Below are 17,939 nucleotides of genomic sequence, written 5' to 3'. Positions count from 1 at the left end.
TCATCGGATGGGACGCGGGCGTGGCTTCCACTCCTACCGCTCATGCCCACCTTGCGAGCAGCCGTGGGCCGGGAGCGCCGTCTGCAAGGCCCCGGGGCAGCCAGCCCGTTGTAGGCTTCCCCGGACGTCCATGCCGCCCAAGAACCCCACGGATTTCTCCACGACCGCCGTCCGCACCCAGGGCACGCCGTCACAGGCCGCCCAGGTGATGCCGGCGCTGACGCTCATTGGCCACGCGCAGCCCCAGCGCATCGGGGAGCGGCTGCTGCTGGATGGGCTCCTGTCCGGGGAGCGCGCGGTGGCGCTGTCGCGCAACGCGCCGGACTTCAGCCGCCCGGGCGCGGTGCTGGCGCTGCCCCTGGGGGACCCGTTCCTCAGCCGCACGCCGGTGCGCTTCGAGGCCGGGGCGAACGGGAGCGTGCGGCTCGTGGTGCCGGAGGGCGGGACGCCGGTGTGGGTGGGCAGCGAGCCGGTGCGCGGCGGGCGCGAGTTCCCCGCGCAGGCGCTGGGGGCGGGTGTGCCGCTGGTGCTCGCCGGGCGCGTGGCGCTGCTGCTGCACCAGGCCACCGTGCGAGGCGCGAGCGCTCAAGCAGAGCTGGCGGCGCTGGGCATGGTGGGCGACAGCGAGGGCATTGCCCGCGTGCGCGAGGACGTGCTGCGCGTGGCCGACCTCCAGGTCCCCGTGCTGGTGCGGGGCGAGACGGGCACGGGCAAGGAGCTGGTGGCCAGAGCGCTCCATGAGCGCAGCCCGCGCCGCGCCGGCCCCTTCGTCAGCGTCAACCTGGGCGCGCTGTCGAAGGACCTCATCGCCTCCGAGTTGTTCGGCGCGCTGCGGGGCGCGTTCACCGGCGCCGCGCGTGACCGGGACGGGTTCTTCCGCGCCGCGCACGGCGGCACGCTCTTCCTGGACGAGGTGGCGGAGGCGCCCCCGGAGGTCCAGGCGGCGCTCCTGCGCGTGCTGGAGACGGGCGAGGTCTACCCCGTGGGCGGACAGACGCCTGTTCGCGTGGACGTGCGGCTCGTCACCGCCACGGACGCGGACCTGGAGGCGCGCATCCGGGATGGCCACTTCAAGGCCCCGCTGCTGCACCGGCTGGCGGGCTTCGAAATCGTCGTGCCGCCGCTGCGCGAGCGCCGTGAGGACATCGCGCCGCTGTTCCTCCACTTCGCGCGGCAGGAGCTGGAGTCCACGGGCGAGGCGGGGCGGCTGAACTCCTCGGATGCTCGCGCGGAGCCGTGGGTGCCCGCGTCGCTCGCGGCGCGGCTGGTGCGCTCCGCGTGGCCCGGCAACGTGCGCCAGCTGCGCAACGTCGCCCGGCAGCTGGTGATTGGCAGCCGGGGACTGCCCGGGCTGCGCGTGGATGCGCGGCTGGAGCAGTCGCTGGACGCGGACGCGCTGCCCATCCCCGGACAGCCGCTGAGCGCCCAGGCGCCCTCCCCTCTTTCGGAGGACACGCCCGCGCCGTCGGAGGCCCGCGCGCCCACGCGGCGCAAGCCTTCCGAGGTGAGCGAGCAGGAGGTGCTGGAGGCCCTGCGCGCGTGCGCGTGGGACTTGAAGGCCACGGCGGACTGGCTGGGCATCCCGCGGTCGTCCGTGTACGTGCTCATCGACAAGAGCTCGCTCCTGCGGACCGCTCGTGACCTGAGCCCGGAGGAGATCACCCGCTGCTACCACGAGTGCGGGGGCGACCTGGACCGCATGGTGCAGAAGCTGGAGGTCTCCCGCCGCGCGCTCCAGCGCCGCGTGCGTGAGCTGGGATTGGACGCGAGCTGAGCTGGTACAGCGTCTGCATTGGCCGTGGGCATCATGGCCAACATCACCATTGACGTCTCCACGACCCCCGTCAGCTACAGCCCCAGCCCCGATGTGAAGCACGGCGACACGGTGGTCTTCACGTTGGGCAACGCGCTCAACGCCACCGCCACCGTGTCGTTCCCCCACGGCACCTGCCTCACCACGTCCGGCCCGTACACGCTGGGCGGCGCCACGATGGCGACCACGCCCCTGACCGTCGCGCTGACGGCGGCGCGCGGCGTCTACTCGTTCGACGTGGACTTCAACAACGGCCAGGAGTCCCAGGCCCGCCGGGGGCACGAGTGGGACCGGAAGAACGGCGGCATCGACGTGACCGGCGACCCGCCGCAAGAGGCCCGCCGGTAGCACGCGGACACGTCAGCTCCCGGTCCGTGACGTGCCATTGACGCGTCCGGGAGCGCGGCGGTGAAACATCCCCCTCACGCATTCAAGACATGCGGATTGGTACAGGTACTGCAATGCTGCTCGAACCCATGGCCACCATCACAGTCGACCTCTCCACGGATCCCATCAGCTACCACCCCGGCCCGGAAGTGAAACACGGCGACACGGTTGTGTTCTCGATGGGCAGCTACCCTCCCGCGTACACCGCCGACGTCGTGTTCCCGGACGGCACCTGCCTCACCGTGCCTGGCCCGTACTCGCTCGGGGGCAGCTCGCTGACGACCTCGTCCTCGCAGACCGTCTCCATGACGGCGCACAAGGGGCTCTACAGCTTCAACGCCACCATCCACGACGGGACGCGCGCCGAGGGGACCGCCCCCCTGCATCCGACGGAGCGGGACCGGAAGAACGGCGGCATCGACGTGACGGGCGACCCGCCGGAGGATCCCGTCTAACCAGCGGACGTGTCAGCCCCGGACCGTGACGTGCCATTGGCGCGTCCGGGGCTGCGGTGTTCTCGGTCCGCGCGTGGGTCCCTGGTAACAGCCCGCCTCAGGGCGCGGGAGCGTCGGACCTGCGCCCGGTGGACGGGGCACGAAGCGCGGCCAGGCCGTCCCTCACCTGACGCGCATGGCGCCACCGGGGACGGGCCGCCACCACGGTCTCGGCCAGCTCCAGTCCCCGCTTCAATCCGGTGGCCGCGTCCTGCCCTTCGCGGATGCGCCACCGCGCCCAGGCCTCGTGGAGCTCCGCCGCCGCGAGCCGGTACTCCAGCCTCGGGTCGAGCTTCATCGCCTCCTCGTAGGCCTGCGCCGCGCGCGTGAACTCCCCGTCCGCCGCGCCGTGCCCGCGAGCCATCCAGCGCGCACGCACGCCCTGCGCCTCCGCCAGGAAGCGCCACGCATTGCCCAGACGCGGGTTGACCTCCCGCGCCCGGCTCAGCGCCGCCTCCGCCTTCGTCAGGTCCGCCGCCGGGTCTCGCGCCTGCGACAGCGTCCACGTGGCCCGGCGCACCCACGCCTTGCCCAGGTTCGCCAGCAGGTCCGCGTCATCCGGCAGCCGCTTCAGCGCCTCCGTGTAGGCGTCCACCGCGGTTCGCAGCGCGGCGCTGGGGTCCTCTCCCTTCGCCAGCTGGAGCTCCGCGCGGAAGACCTCCCACTCGCCCAGGTTGTTGAAGGCGAAGCCCTGCGTGGGCGCCAGGACGCGGGCCTTCTCGAAGGACGCCTTCGCCTCGTCGAGCAGCGCCTTCGTGTCGCCGCCCTCCTCCGCGAGCAGCTCCGCCTGCCAGAACACCGCGGAGCCCAGCGCGTTGTGGAGCGCGGGCTGCTTCGCGTTGAGCGCCAGCCCCTGCCGGTACAGCGTCAGGGCGCGCTCCAGGTCCACGCTCAGGTCCTCGCCCTTGAGGTAGCGGGCGCGCGCCAGCTGCTCCGCGACCTCCGCGCCGTTGAAGCACGCGATGAAGTTGTCCGGGTTGAGGGACAGGGCCCGCGTCAGCGCGCTGTTCGCCCGGCGCAGGTCGCCTGCTGAATCCGGCGCGTTCGGCACGTCCGCGCGCTTGCGGTACGCGATGCCCAGGTTGATCCACCAGAACGGCTGCTGCTCGCTCAGCTGGAGCGCGACCTGGTACTCGGCGATGGCCTTGTCCAGGAGCGGCACCGGGTCTCCGCCGCGCGCGGCCTCCGCGTCCGCCTGCCCCTGCCACGTCTGGCCCAGGTTGGCGTGGAACGGGTGGTCGCGGTCCTCGGGGCGCAGCTGTTCGAACGAGGCGATGGCGAGCCGCAGCTGCTCGCGTGGGTCTTCCCCGCGCAGCTGCTGGTAGCGCGCCCACTGGCGGTGCGTCATGGCCCGCTCCAGCGGGATGCGCTCGCTCGGCGTGGCCACTCCTTCCGCGGTGCGCAGCGCGGCGAGGGACTTCTCCAGCAGCGCCTCCACGCCCTCCCCGCCCTGGTTCGTGCGCTGCTCCGCGAGCCGGCGGTGGAAGCGCGACACCAGCACCAGCGAGCGGGCGTGGTCCGGCGCGGCGGCGAGCGCGCGCGACAGCGCCTCCAGGCCCCGCTCGTAGTGCGGCAGGATGTTGCCCTCGCCGTACAGCTCCATCACCAGCGCGGCCAGCTCCAGCCGCCCCAGCACCGAGTGCACCACCGGCTGGCTCTCCGCCGTGGCGACGGCGCCAGCGTACGCCTCGCGGCTCAGCGCCAGGTCCGCCTGCGAACCCGCCCGGTCCCCGGCGTTCCAGCGCCGCGTGGCCCGCGCGAGCAGGATGTCCCCGCGCAACAGCGGCGCCTCGTAGAACCACGGCGACTGCGTGCCCGGCTCGTCCAGCAGCGCCAGCGCGTCCTCCGGCCGGTCCTCGTAGAAGGCGAACAGGGCCTTCACGAACGACGGCGGCGCGGGCACGTCCGGCCCCTCCGCCTGGCGCAGGTACGCGAGCGCCGGATCGCGGTAGCGCGCGTTCAGCTCCTTGAGCCGGACCTCGCGCTGCGCGGGGGCGCGGCGCTCCACGTCCAGCAGCAGCTGCTCTCGGTACAGGTGGCCCAGCACCTGCGCCAGCGCCCAGGCCACGCGCGGCTCGCGGTAGCCGTGCGCCCACGCGGCCTCCAGCCTCCCGCGCGCGCCGTCCAAATCGTCCAGCGCGAAGAGGGCGCGGCCCAGCGCGTACTCACCGGGGCCCACCGCCTGCTCGCCCGCGCCGGAAATCTCCGCCTCCAGCGCGGCCATGCCCGCGCGCAGCGCCTCGCGGTCCTTGCGCGTGTCATGCAGGCGCGACAGGGCGGAGTAGCGCGCCGAGGACTCGATGCGCTCCACCCGCTCGGTGAAGGCGCGGGCCAGCCGCTCGCGCTCCGCCACCTCGCCGCGCGCGAGCTGCGCCTGGGTGAGCGCGCCGGCCACCACCGCCACCACCGTGCCGCCCAGCGCCAGCGCCGCGCGGTGCTTGCGGACCTTCTTGGAAAGCCAGTAGCGCGCGCCATGGCGGGCCCGCACCGGCTCCCCCGACAGGAAGCGCTCCAGGTCGTCCGTGAAGGCGCGCACGGAGTCGTAGCGGAGCGGCCGCTCCTTCTCCAGGCACTTGAGGACCACGGCCTCCAGGTCCTCCGGGATGTCCGGCTCCAGCAGGCGCGGGCGCGGCGGGGCTTCCGACTGGAGCTTCGCGAGCACCTCCTTCTCCGTGCCGCCGGTGAAGGGAGGCTGCCCGGTGAGCAGCGCGTACAGCGTCGCGCCCAGCGCGTAGACGTCCGCGCGGCGGTCCAGGCGGTGGCCTTCACCCCGGGCCTGCTCGGGCGGCATGTAGTGCGGCGTGCCCAGCACCGCGTTGGGCGTGGTGCTGTCCTCGCGCCAGTCCCGCGCCAGGCCGAAGTCCATCACGAACGGGAGGAAGCCTCCGTCCTCCGTGCGCTCCACCAGGATGTTGCCGGGCTTCAGGTCGCGGTGGACCAGCCCCACGCGGTGCGCGGCGTGCACGCCCTCCGCGGCCTGGCACAGCACCCAGACTCGCTGCTCCAGCGTGAGCGAATGGGAGAGCTGTCCCAGCGACGGGCCCTCCACGTAGCGCATGGCGATGTACGCGTGGCCGCGCACCTCGCCCACTTCGTAGACCTCGCACACGCGCTCGTGGCGCACGCGGGCCTGGGCGCGGGCCTCGGACAGGAAGCGGCGGGCCAGCTCCGGGTCCCCGTCCCGCACGAACTTGAGGGCCACATTGCGGCGCAGCAGCGGGTCGTACGCCAGGAACACCTGCCCCATGCCGCCCTGGCCCAGGAAGCGCACGGGCTCGTAGCGGTCCCAGCCGGGCACCGGAAACGCGGGGGCGCCTTCGGTGGCCAGCGAGACGGGCGCCGCCGAGGACAGCGTGGCGGCCTCCTGGATGGGGGCTTCACCCCGGTCCGTGCGGCCTCGAACCAGGTCCTGCCGCAAAAGGTCCAGGGTGCGCTCCGACAGGCGGCCCCGCTCCTTCAGGAGCTCCAGGGGCCCGCGATGCAGGCGGAGGGCCTCCTCGCGCAGGGCCGCCGCCTCGTCGGAGGACAGCAGCCCCTCGTCCAGCGCGAGAAGAACCTCCTCCTCGTACACCTCTTGATGACCTGCCCCGGGCACGGACGGAGCATACGGGGAAGGCCGTGAGACGCGGGAGCGCCGCCGGAAGGGCGCCATGGGAGGGAGCGAGGGGGCGCTCCCGAAGAGGGGGAAGAGGCCCTCCCCTCCGGCGGGCTCCGCGAGGCTTTACGCGGCGTCGCGGCGCTGACGGCGGCGCAGCCCCGGCACTCCCATCAGGCCCAGCAGGGCCAGCCAGGAGGCGTCCGGCGCGGTGCTGCACCCGCCGCCCGCGAAGGCGCGCGTGCTCTGCACCGTCCAGGCGTACTCCGCCGGGGTCTCATCCACGTTGCCGCTGTCGTCCACCGCGCGGACGCGAAGGACGTGGTCCCCGCCGCCGACGGTGTAGCGGTCCTCGCACGGGCGCCAGGGGCCGCCGTCGAGGCTGCACTCGAACGTGGCGCCCTCCTCCGTGGAGGCGTACTCGAAGTCCGCCGTGCCGCTGGAGGTGGTGGCCGGAGGGCCCTTCACGATGGAGGTGTCCGGGGCCTGGTTGTCCGGGACCACGGTGTCCACGACGAAGGGCACGGCGGTGGACGGGAAGCTGGGGTTGCCTCCAGGCGCCTGGGCGGTGGCCGTCACGGAGTGGGGCCCGTCCACCAGCGGCGTCGCGGGGGTGCAGATCCAGTTGCCGCTCGCGTCCACGGTGGCGGTGCAGATGACCGTGGTGCCCTCGCGCACCGTCACCGTCGCGCCGGGCTCGCCGGTGCCGGTGATGGGCGGAGTGCCCGTGGTCACCGTGGCGTTCGCCGCGGGGCCGGTGATGACCGGCGTCGGCGTCACGGGGTCCGGCTCCTGGGCCACGCACTGCTTGGAGACCGGGTCGCAGAACGCCTCGCAGACGTTGGACGCGTTGCACGCCTGGCCCACCTCCAGCAGGCAGCGCGGCGAGCAGGTGTCGCCGCCCACCAGGTTGCCGTCGTCGCACACCTCGGCGCCCGCGCGGATGCCATCGCCGCAGACGGTGCCGCAGCTGCTGGGCGAGCCGTTGCAGCTGTAGCCCGGCTCCTGCGCGCAGGTGGCGCCGCAGCCGTCGCCAGGCTTGGTATTGCCGTCGTCGCACTGCTCACCGGCCTCCAGGGTGCCGTTGCCGCAGGTGTTGAAGCACACGTTGCCAGGAGGGGGGCAGCTGTAGCCCGGCTCCACCGTGCAGGTGGCGTTGCAGCCGTCGCCCGCCGCTGTATTGCCGTCGTCGCACGCCTCGGCGCCCGCGCGGAGGCCATCGCCGCAGATGGTGACGCAGGTGCTGGGCTGACCCGAGCAGCTGTAGCCCGTCTCCACGCGGCAGCCGTTGGAGCAGCCGTCGCCGGACACCTCGTCCCCGTCGTCGCACGTCTCGTTCGCGTCCAGGGTGCCGTTGCCGCACGTCTGGGCGCACACGGACGGACCCGAGGCCGGCGCGGAGCAGGCATAGCCATCCTCCACGCGGCACTCGGTGGCGCAGCCGTCACCGGAGGTCAGGTTGCCGTCGTCGCACAGCTCGCCCGGATCCACGTTGCCGTTGCCGCACGTCTTCGCGCAGGGCTGGCCCGGCGTGGCGCACGCGTAGCCCAGCTCCAGGGTGCAGGCGTTGGAGCAGCCGTCGTTCAGGTTCGTGTTGCCGTCGTCGCACAGCTCGCCGGGGTTGAGCACGCCGTTGCCGCACAGCGGAGCGCACACGGACGGAGCGCCGCTGCAGGAGTAGCCCGTCTCGATGCGGCACGACGCGGAGCAGCCATCGGAGCCGAACACATTGTTGTCGTCGCACTGCTCACCCGCGTCGATGGCGCCGTTGCCGCAGGAGGCCACGCAGGCCTGGCCCGGCGTGGGGCAGGAGTAACCGGCCTCCACGCGGCAGCTGGCGTTGCAGCCGTCGTTGGCGTTGGTGTTGCCGTCGTCGCACTGCTCGCCGGGGTTCAGGTTGCCGTTGCCGCACGTCTTCGCGCAGGTGCTGGGCGCGCCCGCGCAGCCATGGCCGGGCTCGATGCCGCAGGTGGCGCTGCAACCGTCGTTGTTGGCGGTGTTGCCGTCGTCGCACTCCTCGCGCGGGGAGATGGCGCCATCACCGCAGCGGTCGTCGTAGGCGTCCACGAAGAGGTAGCGGAAGGCGTTCGGCGGGTTGTCATCGTTCTCGTTGCACAGCTCGATGCGGTTGAGGCCCGGGCGCCAGGCCGCGTTGGTGCCGAACTCGCGGAAGATGTTCTTCTGCCAGGACTGGCCGGCGGGCTCGCTCACGGTGACGGGCATGATGGCCACGCCGTTCACCCTCGCACCGTCGAACTCGTTGTCGTTGAACGTGGCCAGGCGCAGGCGGAACTGGCCGACCTTCGTCGTCGAGGGGATGAGGAAGTCCTGGTACACGCACGTCTGGACGCCCTGGGCCGCCATGAAGCGCGCGGACTGCATCTCCAGCGGCCAGTCGCTCGCGTCGCGCACGCCGGTGGCCGCGCCGGTGGTGGTGCCGGCGTAGAACCAGTGCGGATCCACCGCGCCCGTGGGCAGGCGGCGGTTCTGCGCGTCCACGCCGGTGTTGAACACCGCCACACCCGCCCTCACGCAGCGGCTGGGGCTGCCCGCGCAGGCGAAGCCGGGCTCCACCTCGCACTGGCGGCTGCAGCCGTCGCCCTCGAAGCGGTTGCCGTCGTCGCAGACCTCCTGCGCGTAGGACGGGTACGCCTGGTTGTTGAACACGCCGTTGCCACACAGCGACAAATCACACGTGGCCGTACAGCCATTGCCGGCCGTGCCGCCGTTGTCGCACAGCTCGCCGGTGTTCACCGTGCCGTTGCCGCACAGGGTGGCCAGCGAGCACGCGTTGCCGGGCACGTTGCACAGGTAGCCCGCCTCCACGGTGCCGGTGGACGAACAGCCGTCCCCGCTCACCGTGTTGCCGTCGTCGCACTGCTCGCCGGGCTGGAGCCGGCCGTCACCCACCAGCTCGGAAGACTGGCTCGTGAGGACGGCTTCCGCGGGGGTGGAGGTCGCCGGCTCGCAGCCGGCGAGGAGGAACAGCGAACACAGGGCCAGCGCGTGGAAGCCCGCGCGCAGGGCCGTCCGGGGTGAGTCCCCCCGGAGGGATGTCATCAGGGTCGTGAACATGAACGGTCTGCCTTACTTCGAAGGAGTGCCAGGGGAAGAGGAGGAGGCCGGCGCCGTCTGCACGCCCTCGGCCTCTCCGACGATCTTGAACTCGACGCGGCGGTTCTTCGCGCGGCCGTCCGCCTTCGCGTTGTCCGCGATGGGCTGCGTGGGCCCGAAGCCCTGCGCCACCAACCGCTCGCGCTGGACGCCCTTGCCCACCAGGTACTCCACCACCGCCTCGGCGCGCTTCTGGGACAGCTCCAGGTTGTACGAAGCCTTGCCGGTGTTGTCGGTGTGGCCCTCCACGCGGACCTTCTCGATGTCCGGGTGGGACACGAGGATGGACGCGACCTTGTCGAGCACGGCGTTGCTGCGCTTCTGGATGACGGCCTTGTTGTTCTCGAAGAACACGGCCTCCATGATCCGGATGCTGTTGCTGCCGGTGTCGATGCGCGCGACGGGCGCCTCCTTGCAGCCGCCGTTGGCCTCGGTGCCGGGCTCGTCCGGGCAGTTGTCCAGGCGGTCCACGACGCCGTCACCGTCGCGGTCCGGCTCCACGTCCGGGCAGCCGTCCTGGTCCTTGTAGCGGTTGAACGTCTCCGGCTCCTTGGGGCACTGGTCCTTGGAGTCCACGATGCCGTCCCCGTCGGAGTCGGGGTCGTCCGGGCAGCCGTCCTCGTCCTGGAAGCCGTTCTTGTTCTCCGCCTGCGCGGGGCACTTGTCCGCCAGGTTGGGGATGCCGTCCTGGTCGTCGTCCTTGTCCGGGCAGCCCTGCAGCTGCGCGAGGCCGGCCGTGGTGGGGCACGCGTCATCGCTGTTCTTCACGCCGTCGCCGTCGGCATCCAGGCCGGGACACTCGGCGGCCACGTGGGGCTGGCCCGCGATACAGACGGGGCCCTTGGGCGCGGGCGGCGTGCCGAAGGACACACCCGCGAGGATGCGGAAGCGCGGCGTGCCCGGCGTCTGGCCAAAGCCCGGGCCGCCCAGGACGTACACCTCGGTGCCGTCCGCGGTGGGGACGCGCAGACCCAGCAGCGCCTCCAGCGAGCTGGGCGAGTCCCGCGTGGGGATGGTGCCGCGCACGATGACTTCCTCGCGCAGGCCCCAGAGTCCGGCGGACAGGTTGACGCCGCCGTTGAGCTCCACGCCCATCTCATCCAGGTACGGCTGCGTCTGCGGCGTCAGCGCGTACGTCTTCGTGCGCACGAGCGCGCCGACGTCCGCGCCCACGCGGAAGGTGCCGCCCAGCTGCTTGCCGGCGCCCAGGCGCGGGGAGAAGGTGAAGCCCTCGTCGCGGGTGAGGGCGGCCTTGCTGCCCAGGGGCAGGGCCGCGCCCAGGTGCAGGCCCAAATCCAGCGGTCCGCCCCCGTTCTCCGACAGGAAGCCCACGCGGGCCTGGAGCCACGGGGTGCCGAGCGCGCTGGTGGTGGGACGGGTCACGCCGGCGCCGGCGGTCTCCGGGCCCCACTGGGCGACGATGGGCACCTGCGCGCCGACCTCCAACCAGTTCGTGAAGGAGTACGCGGCGCTGATGTGCGTCGTCACGCGGTTGGAGATGATGTCGGCCTGCCGTTCATCGTCCTCCACGAGGACGAGGGGCCGGTTCTCGTAATGCGCGGTCAGCCCGACGCGGAACTGGCCCGCGGGAAGCAGGTCGCCGGTGGACAGCACGAGGCTGTCACGCATGCCGGGGTTGAGCTGCAGGCGCTCCAGTTCGATGCCCGGAATGGTGCTCTGGGCCTGGGCGCTGAAGGCGCAGAGGACTGCCAGTCCTCCGAGCCCCAGGTGATGCCTTCGTGCGAACAAGCGTTCCTCCACATGCACTCGCGGGCGTCAGGGTGCCCGCGGCCCCTTCACTCGGGGTGCGCGGACAGTTGCACAGGCGAGGCCAGGAGGTGTCGGGAAGACAACGTCCAGCAATGGCGCGGGGATGGAGCGGGGCCCGGCTCCCCGGGCCGGGAATGACGCGTCAGCGGGGAACGCGGACACGGCGCTGACGCGTCAAGGGAGGACGCGGGCCTACAGGTGGAAGTGCCCGGCGGCCTCCGGCTGGTAGGGCACGGCGAGGATGCGCAGGCGGCGGGTGCGGCCCTGGGGGAGCGGCCACTCCACGGTCTGGCCCACGGACAGGCCGATGAGGGCACTGCCCACGGGGGCGAGGATGGAGATGCGGCCCGCGTCGCTGTTGGCGTCCTTGGGATAGACGAGGGTCACCTCGCGCGTCTCGCCGGCCTCTTCGTCCTCATAGACGACGGTGCTGTTCATGGTGACGACGTCGCGGGGAATGGCGGTGGAGGACGTGACCGTGGCGCGGGCGAGCTCGGACTCCAGCTGCTCCACGATCTCGGCGTTGCGGGCATTGCCGTACTGTTCAACGACGCGCTCCAGGCGCTGGAGGTCGGTGTCGGTGACGATGAGGGGGTGGTCGTGGGTCATGGCGATTGCCTCCTGGGGGAAGGGTGTGGGGACGGCACGCACTCCCGGAAAGATGGGGGTGCGCGGCGCGAAGGTTCAGTGGGGGTGGAGCGGACGCCGTCCGTCGTGAACTACGCGAGACGGGCGGCGTGGGTGACAAGCCAGGCGGTGGCTCGGCCGTGCGCGGGCAGCGTCCGGCGCACGGAGATCCGGCGCGGAGCACGCTGCTGGCAGGCTGTGAGCGAAACCATCATCTGACGAGGGACCCGGGGATTGCGGCTGCGGTGAAGTGCTGAATGTAGCCGGGTCCCCCCTGATTGCAACCGGCCCCCTGGAAACAAGCGGCCTGGCGAACAACCGCCGTGACGCACGGAGGTGGGGAATCAGCGCAGCGGGGACACGTCCTTGAACCAAACGCCCGTGGCACCAATTGATTCCAGAGCGAGCTTGATGTCCTCGGGAATGACGAGGGCCACTTCCCAGTGCAGCGGCCGGAAGACCCGCGCGCTCCCGAGACTCCTGGCGTCAATGCGCATGCCCCAGACGGAAAGATAGGTTCCGACCTTGTCCGTCAGCCCGTCCCTGGGCGTCCAGTACCGCGCCTCCTCCGAAGCCTCGTCGTCGATGCAGTTCACGCGGCGGATGGCGTTCAGGATGAAGAAGTCGTCGGACTGTCCCTCGATGTCCACGGGGAAGAGCTGGATGTCGTTCGGAGCCAATCGCTCGAAGATGGCGGCCACCCGCGAGGTGACCACCGGCGTGCCGAAAGCCGCGTGGGAGTAGTCGAGAGGGTTGCCCGGAATCTCCACGGGGATGCGCAAGCCTCCTCTCCACGAGCTCGGCTGTCCCATCCGGAACTGCCAGGAGTCTTCAAGGTCCCGCCCCTGAACATCCTGTGGATGCCCCAGCTCCCAGCGGCCCTCGATGTACACGTCATCAGCGAGTTCGAAATATCGCAAGGACATGGGTCGCGCTCCTGAACTCACTCCGTGCGGGTCACCAGCTTGTTGAGGAGACTGCCCTTCTGAGCGATCTCATTCGCCAGGACACGTAGCGCGCCCCTCAACGCCTCTCGGCATTGCTCGATGGTTTTGCAGGTCGCCGTCACCTGATCAAGCCGTTGGTAGACTCTTTCATGATACGCGCGGGGATGCGGGCCACGATGGCCGGGAACGTCCAGCTGGTTTTCGGGATCATTCAGGGACATCCCGGCCTTGTCGAAGATTCGCTGGTAGCGCGGCGTCCAAGGCCCACCATTCGCGGTGGACGTGCTGAACTTGTCGGACGCGATGTGATGCTTTGGCCCTTTCACCTCCACGGGCCCGCCGGCCGCCACGGCTCCGGGCGCCAGGGTGAGCAGGATGTCGCCCGTCGCGGACACAGCGACAGTCTCCACCTGCGCCACCGCGCCCAGCCGGAAGCCGCCCTCCGCCGCGCCCACGAGTGCCGCCTGCGCGGAGCCGGGCAGCGTGGGCACCTTCGCGGCAAGCGTCTCCGCGGTGCTGCCCAGCGCCGCAGTGGCCAGCATGACGAAGGCCCGCGCGGCGTTCTCTCCCATCACCTCGCCGTACTGCTCGCCTGCGTCCCGGACCTCGTCGAAGGTCGTGGCCTCCTCCACCGCTTCCGCGAGCCGCATCCATCCCTGGATGAGGCTCCACACCGTGTCCACGCCCAGGTACGCGATGAGCGCCGCGGTCAGCGTCGCCGCGACGCCCTTGGACACCGGCTCCGGCAACAGCCACAGGCCCAGATACAGGGCGCTGGTCGTGACGATCATCGAGAGCACCGCCTCGCGATCCGTCATGCCCCGCAGCGCGTCCGCCGTCTCGTCCCACACCGAGTCCAGCGCGATGGAGAAGGCCAGCGTGCGCTTGCCGTCCTCGTCCAGCGTGGGACCGCGCTCCAGCAGGTGGAGACAATCTCCCGTGAGCGCCTTTCGCTTGCACCACCGGCCATAGGCCGCCGCCAGCTCCGCCTCCGGTGCATCGGTGAGCCGGAGGTGTCCGCGCCCCGGCTCCTGCACGGAGACGAGCCCCAGGCGCCCGCGCACGTGGGCATAGGGGCGCGAGGAACCAGACGCGGTGCGCGCGAGCTTCGCGACCGCGGACACGAAGGCTTCTTCATCCAGCGCCACGGGCCGGACATCCCGCTGTGGCGTGTGGACCCGGGTGGGGCCTCGGCCCGTGTCGAGCCGCACGCTCCGGGACGCCGCGCAGCCGGTCCCAACGAGCAACAGCCACGCGATGACGGCCGCGTGCATCATCCGGACAGTGACACTGGATCCGAGCGGCCGGTGCGGTTTACCCGGGACGTGGGGCTGTGGCATGGGTGAAGGGAGTCTACCCGCCATGAAACGCCGCCCCGAGTTCGACAGCCTGCGCGGAGTGCTGCTCGTCCTGATGACGCTGACGCACCTGCCCACCCGGCTGAGCGTCATCGGCAATCAGCCGTTCGGCTTCGTGTCCGCCGCCGAGGGCTTCGTGTTCCTCTCCGCGTTCCTCGTGGGCGTGGTGCACGCGAAGAAGGCGGGCACGGCCGCCATGTTCAAGAGCCTCTGGAGCCGCGCCCTCAAGGTGTACGGCTACCACGTGGCCCTGCTCGGCTTCGCGTTCACCATCATCGCCGCGCTGGGCGTCGCCGCGCGCAGGCCCGCCATCCACAACCTGCTGGGCTTCTTCCACCAGGACCCGTTCACCGCCCTGTGGAGCAGCCTGTTCCTCCTCTACTGTCCCCCGCTGCTCGACATCCTTCCGCTCTACGTCGTGCTGCTGCTGCTCACGCCCGCCGTGCTGCTGGGTGCGCGCAAGGAGGGATGGTCGCGGGTGCTGGGCTTGAGCGCCCTCATCTGGCTCTGGGCACAGGTGGGCCTCAAGCGCGCCCTGTACGACCTGCTCGTCGCCATCCCGGTGCTGCCGTGGCCGCCGTTGAGCATCGACCTGTCGGGCGCGTTCGACCTGTTCGCGTGGCAGTTCCTCTGGGTGCTCGGGGTGTGGATGGGCGTGGCGCGCGCCACCGCGCCGGAGCAGCGCGAGCCGGTGTCCCGCCGGCTCCTCACGGGAGCCATCGTCGTCAGCCTGGGGTTCTTCGTCGTGCGCCACCTGGACGTGGACCTGGGCGATGCCGCCGTGCTGTTCGACAAGTGGTCGCTCGCGCCGCTGCGGCTCATGAACTTCCTGGCCGTGGCCCTGCTCGCGAGCTGGCTCGCGCCCCGGCTGTTCCAATGGCTGCGCCCCCGCGTACTGGAGGCGCTGGGCCAGGCGTCGCTGCCCGTGTTCGCCGTGCACGTGGTGCTGTGCCTGCTCAGCCTGTCGCTGCTGGATGAGAACGAGGAGCCGCTGGACTACTGGGATGAAGCCGCGGTCCTCGTGGCCACGTTCTGCAGCATGTACTTCGTGGCGCTGCGCCAGCGCCTCGCGGGCCGGAGCATGGGCCCGCCCTCGGCGTCCTGACTCAGCCGCGCACGGCCGCCAGCGCGGCGGAGGTCTCCGCCACCAGGGCGCGCACCAGGTCTCCCGCCGGGCCCTCTCGGGATAGGCCAATGCCCTGTCCTGCCCATAGGGCCATGAAGCGCGTGTCGTTCTGCTTGGACGCCGCGGCCCTCAGCGTGCGCGTGGCCCCGTGCTGCTGCGGGAACGGCAGGATGGCGCCGGCCTCCTCCAGCGTGGTCGTCAGCGCGTTGGGGATGGCGCGGGCAGGACGGCCGGAGAAGGCGCGGGTGATGCGTGACGACTCATCCCGGGCCTCGCGCAGCAGCGCCTTGTGGGCCGCCGCCGCGCTGGACTCCTGGCACCTCAGGAAGGCCGTGCCCAGCTGCACCGCCGAAGCGCCCAGCATCCGGGCCGCCGCGATGCCGCGTCCATCCATGATGCCGCCGCTGGCGATGACCGGCACCCGCACGGCGTCCACCATCTGCGGCACCAGGGCCATCGTGCCCACCATGCCCGCGTCGAACGAGCCGCCGAAGGAGCCCCGGTGGCCCCCCGCCTCCGAACCCTGCGCGACAATCGCATCCACGCCCGCCGCCTCCAGCGCCTGGGCCTCGCGCACGTTCGTCGCCGTGCCCACGACGAGGATGCCGCGCGACCGGAACGCCTCCAGCACCGGCGCGGGAGGAATGCCGAAGGTGAAGCTGAACACCGTGGGCGCCGCATCGAGCACGGCCTCTACCTGCTTCGCGAAGTCCGGCATCGCGGCCGCAGGAATCACGGGAGGAGGAAGCCCCAGCGCGGAGTGGAAGCGCTCGAGGATGGCGAGCGTGGCCCCCGGATCCGCGGGAGGAACAATGGGCTGGGGAGCGAAGAGGTTGATGGCATAGGGCCGCGACGTGAGCGAGCGCACCGCACGGGCCTGCTGGACGATGTCCTCCGGCTGCACATAGGCGGCCCCCAGCGAGCCCAGCCCGCCTGCCTCCGATACCGCCGCGACCAACTCCGGCGGAGTCAAACCGCCCGCCATCGGAGCCTGGATGATCGAATGCGCCACCCCGAGCCGCTCAGCGAACCTGTGCCACGCCTGCGGATCCATCATGGCCACACCTCCTGTGACTGACGTCGGACAGCATTAACGGCCCGGTCTCACAGCGGGCTCCCGAGAGCCCCAGAGGCATCAGTCCTACTTTCACGCTCCATGCCAAGCACAAGGCACGGCGTACTGGCGGGCATTCCGCATGACGCCCCCTCCGGCCCCGACCGGCCAAAACCTGTCCGACTGTCGGACAGGTTTCCACGAGCCAAGCCGGTCCGATTGTCGGACAGGTTTCCACGGGCCAAGCCAGTCCGGCGGTCGGACAACCTCCCGCCTTGGATTCCCAACTGGTTCGACTGTCGGACAGGTCTCCGCCGGGCTGTCCCAACCTGTCCGACTGTCCGACAGGTTTCCCGCTATGCCCTCCGGTCCGACTGTCGGACAGGTTTCCGCGAGCCAAGCCGGTCCGACTCTCCGACAGGTTTCCACCGGTCAGTCCCAATCGGTCCTACTGTCGGACAGGTTTCCGTGGGCCCAGCCGGTCTGACTGTCGGACAGGTTTTCCATGGGCCCAGCCGGTCCGACTGTTGGACGGGTTTCCGGTGCGTCGACCTGTCCGACTGTCGGACAGGTTTTCGCGGTCCGCCTCCGGCGGGGCGGCTCTACGGGGCTCTCAACTTCTCATCCGTGTGGACAGACTTCGTTCCCTACGGCTTGGCCCTCCGCGCCATGGCGTTGAGCGGCGCCCCGGTGCAGCTCATTCGCAGTCGTAGTTCGGCGCGGGTGCCCCCGGTGCCAACACCACGGGTGCCGGACCGCCCGCCCGGGCCAGCGCGTCACCGCAGTCCAGGGCCGCGTCCTTCGCCAGGTGCCGGTACAGGACACACGACGCCCGCTCCACGAAGAACGCCTGCTTCGGCCAGTCCGGTCCCCGTGAAGCCAGGATGGCCACCGCGTACCGGCCACCGTCCGGCAGCGTCACCAGCCCCACTTCGTTGAGCACGTTGTAGCGCGCGTCATCGCCACAGCAGCCCGGCGGCAGCCATCCGCCCTTGTGCTGGAGCGAGGCCCGGACGCTCGCCGGCAGGCGCGTTCCCAGCCAGCCGCCGCAGCCTTCCCGGGGCGTCAGCTCCATCCACTGCAGCAGCCTCGCCGTGGGCTCCGGCTTCAACACCTCGCGCCGGTCCAACCGCGCCAGGAACGACACCATGTCGTCCGCGCAGAAGTAGTTGTCCCGGCCCATCACGCGCGGCGAGTTCGTCGCCCAGCGCTCCCGGCCGTAGTTCCACTTCGTCAGCGCCGTGTGCTCCAGGCCCAGGCCGCGAAGATAGACATTGATGGCATCCGGCCCTCCCACCAGGTCAATCACCTCACCGGACGCCTCGTTGTCCGACGTGCGGAACACCTTCTCCGCGAGCGGCGCCACCGTCGCCAGGTCCCGCTGCCCCAACGCCGCCGCCACCCAGAACACCTTCGCGGAGCTGGCGGAGATGTGCGGCTCCAGGCCGGCGACGCTCGCCGCCTCTCCCGTGCGCAGGTCCACCACCGCGAGCGACAGGTCCGTCCCGGGCGACAGGCGCGCGGCCTCGCTCGCCAGTGACTCCACCACCGTCTTCAGGGACTCACGCGGCGCGCTCGGCTCCGGCGCCGTCGCGCAACCGCTCATCGCCATGAGCCCCGCCCAGAGCAGCGCCGTCCGCATCCGCGACTCCCT

The 17,939-nt window shown here is 71.4% G+C and carries 12 protein-coding genes; 4 read left to right on the top strand and 8 right to left on the bottom strand.

Annotated elements, in window-relative coordinates:
* Positions 1-130: 130 nt before the first annotated feature.
* The 3 genes from D7X96_RS08365 to D7X96_RS08355 all read left to right on the top strand — a co-directional run bounded on the left by D7X96_RS08365 (position 131) and on the right by D7X96_RS08355 (position 2,655).
* Positions 131-1,774 carry a sigma 54-interacting transcriptional regulator gene (locus tag D7X96_RS08365; protein ID WP_121769427.1) on the top strand — a complete coding sequence of 548 codons (1,644 nt, stop codon included), beginning with the start codon at positions 131-133 and terminating at the stop codon, positions 1,772-1,774.
* Between the two features lie 33 nt (positions 1,775-1,807).
* Positions 1,808-2,161 (top strand): hypothetical protein, encoded by a 354-nt coding sequence (locus D7X96_RS08360; protein WP_120546132.1) that lies wholly within the window; start codon positions 1,808-1,810, stop codon positions 2,159-2,161.
* Positions 2,162-2,289: 128 nt separating this feature from the next.
* Positions 2,290-2,655: a hypothetical protein gene (locus D7X96_RS08355; RefSeq protein WP_233609427.1), complete on the top strand. Its 366-nt coding sequence runs from the start codon at positions 2,290-2,292 to the stop codon at positions 2,653-2,655.
* Positions 2,656-2,752: 97 nt separating this feature from the next.
* Here the strand turns inward: D7X96_RS08355 and D7X96_RS08350 are convergent, their stop codons facing one another.
* From D7X96_RS08350 to D7X96_RS08325, 6 genes are all read right to left on the bottom strand, one after another.
* A complete protein-coding gene (locus tag D7X96_RS08350) occupies positions 2,753-6,289 on the bottom strand; it encodes a serine/threonine-protein kinase (RefSeq protein WP_121769443.1) in 3,537 nt (1,178 codons plus the stop codon).
* 126 nt (positions 6,290-6,415) lie between these two features.
* Positions 6,416-9,364, bottom strand: coding sequence for a DUF4215 domain-containing protein (locus D7X96_RS08345; RefSeq protein WP_121769426.1), 2,949 nt, complete (start codon positions 9,362-9,364; stop codon positions 6,416-6,418).
* A gap of 12 nt (positions 9,365-9,376) precedes the next feature.
* A complete protein-coding gene (locus tag D7X96_RS08340; RefSeq protein ID WP_121769442.1) occupies positions 9,377-11,152 on the bottom strand; it encodes an OmpA family protein in 1,776 nt (591 codons plus the stop codon).
* Between the two features lie 213 nt (positions 11,153-11,365).
* Positions 11,366-11,782 carry a nucleoside diphosphate kinase regulator gene (rnk, locus tag D7X96_RS08335; RefSeq protein ID WP_120546033.1) on the bottom strand — a complete coding sequence of 139 codons (417 nt, stop codon included), beginning with the start codon at positions 11,780-11,782 and terminating at the stop codon, positions 11,366-11,368.
* 362 nt (positions 11,783-12,144) lie between these two features.
* On the bottom strand, positions 12,145-12,726 hold the full coding sequence (locus D7X96_RS08330) for an imm11 family protein (protein WP_121769425.1): 582 nt from the start codon (positions 12,724-12,726) through the stop codon (positions 12,145-12,147).
* Between the two features lie 17 nt (positions 12,727-12,743).
* Positions 12,744-14,024, bottom strand: a complete 1,281-nt coding sequence (locus tag D7X96_RS08325) for an AHH domain-containing protein (protein WP_440588240.1) — start codon at positions 14,022-14,024, stop codon at positions 12,744-12,746.
* A gap of 85 nt (positions 14,025-14,109) precedes the next feature.
* Here D7X96_RS08325 and opgC point away from each other — a divergent pair, with 85 nt between their 5' ends.
* Positions 14,110-15,210 carry an OpgC domain-containing protein gene (gene opgC / locus D7X96_RS08320; protein ID WP_121769424.1) on the top strand — a complete coding sequence of 367 codons (1,101 nt, stop codon included), beginning with the start codon at positions 14,110-14,112 and terminating at the stop codon, positions 15,208-15,210.
* A 1-nt stretch (position 15,211) separates the two neighbouring features.
* On the opposite strand, the gene D7X96_RS08315 is transcribed toward opgC, so the two are convergent.
* Both D7X96_RS08315 and D7X96_RS08310 read right to left on the bottom strand, forming a co-directional pair.
* Positions 15,212-16,288, bottom strand: coding sequence for an NAD(P)H-dependent flavin oxidoreductase (locus tag D7X96_RS08315; RefSeq protein ID WP_120546036.1), 1,077 nt, complete (start codon positions 16,286-16,288; stop codon positions 15,212-15,214).
* Between the two features lie 694 nt (positions 16,289-16,982).
* A complete protein-coding gene (locus D7X96_RS08310; protein WP_121769423.1) occupies positions 16,983-17,927 on the bottom strand; it encodes a serine hydrolase in 945 nt (314 codons plus the stop codon).
* Positions 17,928-17,939 lie beyond the last annotated feature (12 nt).

This window comes from Corallococcus interemptor, assembly GCF_003668875.1.
Lineage (GTDB): Bacteria > Myxococcota > Myxococcia > Myxococcales > Myxococcaceae > Corallococcus > Corallococcus interemptor.
This window is presented reverse-complemented; position numbering and strand designations above follow the sequence as displayed.

Coding starts and splice junctions, on each gene's coding strand:
- D7X96_RS08360 (WP_120546132.1), top strand. CDS start 1,808: ATGGCCAACATCACCATTGACGTCTCCACGACCCCCGTCAGCTACAGC.
- rnk (WP_120546033.1), bottom strand. CDS start 11,782: ATGACCCACGACCACCCCCTCATCGTCACCGACACCGACCTCCAGCGC.
- D7X96_RS08315 (WP_120546036.1), bottom strand. CDS start 16,288: ATGATGGATCCGCAGGCGTGGCACAGGTTCGCTGAGCGGCTCGGGGTG.
- D7X96_RS08345 (WP_121769426.1), bottom strand. CDS start 9,364: ATGTTCACGACCCTGATGACATCCCTCCGGGGGGACTCACCCCGGACG.
- D7X96_RS08355 (WP_233609427.1), top strand. CDS start 2,290: ATGGCCACCATCACAGTCGACCTCTCCACGGATCCCATCAGCTACCAC.
- D7X96_RS08365 (WP_121769427.1), top strand. CDS start 131: ATGCCGCCCAAGAACCCCACGGATTTCTCCACGACCGCCGTCCGCACC.
- D7X96_RS08325 (WP_440588240.1), bottom strand. CDS start 14,024: ATGATGCACGCGGCCGTCATCGCGTGGCTGTTGCTCGTTGGGACCGGC.
- D7X96_RS08330 (WP_121769425.1), bottom strand. CDS start 12,726: ATGTCCTTGCGATATTTCGAACTCGCTGATGACGTGTACATCGAGGGC.
- D7X96_RS08310 (WP_121769423.1), bottom strand. CDS start 17,927: ATGCGGACGGCGCTGCTCTGGGCGGGGCTCATGGCGATGAGCGGTTGC.
- opgC (WP_121769424.1), top strand. CDS start 14,110: ATGAAACGCCGCCCCGAGTTCGACAGCCTGCGCGGAGTGCTGCTCGTC.